General features: G+C 35.2%; 1 protein-coding gene. It reads left to right on the plus strand.

The window, feature by feature from the left end:
- Positions 1-42: 42 nt before the first annotated feature.
- Positions 43-1,364 (plus strand): dihydrolipoyl dehydrogenase (gene lpdA, locus I6U48_RS28600; RefSeq protein ID WP_218323918.1); only part of this gene is annotated, 1,322 nt, incomplete at its 3' end.

Here is a 1,364-nt window from a genome sequence, read left to right on the forward strand (position 1 = left end):
TGATGAAGCAGGATTATAAAATATAATTAAGGAGCGGTCAAGATGAAATTAGTTGTTATTGGGGGAGGCCCAGGCGGCTATGTAGCTGCACTTAAAGCAGCTATGCTTGGAGCTGAAGTTACAGTAGTTGAAAAACACAAGGTTGGAGGAACATGCCTAAATGTAGGATGTATACCAACAAAAGCATTACTTGCTTGTTCAGATGTATATGGTATTGTTAAAGAAGCTGATAAATATGGTGTTACTGTTGAAGGTAATGTTACAGCAGACTTCAATACTATGATGCAAAGAAAAGACAAAGTGGTTGCTCAGCTTGTAAAGGGGATAGAAGCTCTTTTTGAAGCAAGAAAAGTAAGATTAGTAAATGGATTCGGAAAATTAGTAAGTAATAAAGAAGTTGAAGTTACTAAGGAAGATGGTACAAAGGAAGTTATACAAGCAGATAAAATTATACTTGCAACAGGATCTGTTCCTGCGGCACCTGGATTCTTTAAATATGACGGAAAAAGAGTTATAACTTCAGATGAAGTTTTAAATTTAAAAGAACAACCAAAATCAATGATTATAGTTGGTGGCGGTGTAATTGGCTGTGAAATAGGACAGTTTTTACACAGAATGGGAACAGAAGTTAAGATTGTAGAAATGTTACCACAGTTGCTGCCACTTGAAGATGAAGATGTAGCAAAACAATTACAAAGAACTTTCAAACAACAAAAGTTGAAATTCTTTGTTGGTGACGGTATAGCTTCTGTAGAGGTTGGAGAAGATAAAGTAGTTACAAATTTAAATAGTGGTAAGTCTTTAGAAGCTGAAATGATGCTTATAGCTGTTGGAAGAAGACCTTATATAGAAGGTCTTGGAGTAGAAGAATTAGGTATAGAAACTAATAGAGGAAAAATCACTGTAAATAAACGCATGGAAACTAATGTTGAAGGTATTTATGCAATAGGTGATTTAGTAGTAGGACCTGATCTTGCTCATGTAGCTTCTAGAGAAGGTATTATAGCTGTAGAAAATGCATTATTAAATAAAAATAAAGAAATGAGCTATAAAGCTGTACCAGGTTGTGTATTTACTGAACCAGAAGTAGCTTCAGTAGGTATGAAAGAAAAGGCTGCTAAAGAAGCAGGAATTAACTATAAAGTTGGTAAATTTGATTTTAGAGGACTTGGAAAAGCTCAAGCTATGGGCAAGATACAAGGATTCGTAAAAGTTATTACAGATGAAAAAGATGTAATAATTGGTGCTGCGATTATTGGTGAACGTGCAACAGATATGTTAGGAGAACTAACAGCTGCATGCGAACTTGGAATAACTGCAGAGCAGTTAGGTGAAGTTATTCATCCTCATCCAACTCTAGCAGA

This window comes from Clostridium thailandense (assembly GCF_019207025.1).
Taxonomy (GTDB): Bacteria; Bacillota; Clostridia; order Clostridiales; family Clostridiaceae; genus Clostridium_AM; species Clostridium_AM thailandense.